General features: G+C 59.0%; 2 protein-coding genes. Both read right to left on the bottom strand.

Going from position 1 to position 865, the window contains the following annotated elements; genetic code table 11:
• Nucleotides 1–250: 250 nt before the first annotated feature.
• Nucleotides 251–514 (bottom strand): hypothetical protein, encoded by a 264-nt coding sequence (locus AX735_RS26500; protein WP_017502717.1) that lies wholly within the window; start codon nucleotides 512–514, stop codon nucleotides 251–253.
• A 139-nt stretch (nucleotides 515–653) separates the two neighbouring features.
• Nucleotides 654–865 (bottom strand): XRE family transcriptional regulator (locus AX735_RS20040; protein ID WP_156447559.1); only part of this gene is annotated, 212 nt, incomplete at its 5' end.

Below are 865 nucleotides of genomic sequence, written 5' to 3'. Positions count from 1 at the left end.
CGGCTGAGATAGCCGATGGCGATATCCGAATATTGCAGCGCGTCGTCCCCGGCCTCGTCCGGGGGCGCGCGCCAGTCCTTCTCAGGCGGCATCGAGACCCTCCCAAGCATGGCCCTCTGCGGAGCGCGTTGGAAGATTTTCTCAGTCGCGGGGGCATGGAGAAGCCCTGCCGAATGGGTGGGCGCATAGCCGATTCAAGTCAGCGATTTGGCCTGATTTCTGCGCTTTTGCGATGCTGACAGAATGGTCGTTATGAGCCAGATGGACGTAGATAATGGCGATATCCGGTCTCAGACATCCATCTCGCGCGCGCAAGATGGGAGTCGTAGACCAACTGGGCGCGTTCGGGTTCCCTCTCCGGGTCAATCCCGAAAATGATCCGCACGGCCTCGCGCCAATCGGCTTTTTCCGCTGCCGCGTCTAACAGTCGCCAGTAGGTGCGGTGATGGCGTTCGTCATACTCGGTGACGTGCGGCGCATCAGGCGCGCTGTCCTCGAAAGCAGTTATGGCCATTGCCTCGCTTCGCTTTCAGCAATTGCTCCCTGCGCCCGCAGATTGGCAGGCTATACACCATAATGGACCGAAGCAATTACACTATCTTCGCTATGGCGGCACGATGCTGAGAGCATAATAAAGCGAACATCGACGCCCATTACTTCCTCGATTTCTCTGCCGCGCCGCGCACCAGCATGACGCCTTCGCCGCGTTCCGAATCAAGGAAGACGATGCCTGCGTCCTCCAGCGCCTTGACCACCTGATGGCGGGTATCTTCGCGCACGGGCAGGTTATTCTCGGATTCGAGACGTTTGAGCGCAGTCAACGCAACAAGGGCCTCGTCGGCAAGCATCTCCTGGGTCCAATTGA

Origin of the sequence: Blastomonas sp. CCH1-A6, from assembly GCF_001556365.1 — a bacterium.
Lineage (GTDB): Bacteria > Pseudomonadota > Alphaproteobacteria > Sphingomonadales > Sphingomonadaceae > Blastomonas > Blastomonas ursincola.
The sequence above is the reverse complement of the archived record's forward strand: the minus strand, read 5'-3'. Positions and strand labels throughout refer to the sequence as shown.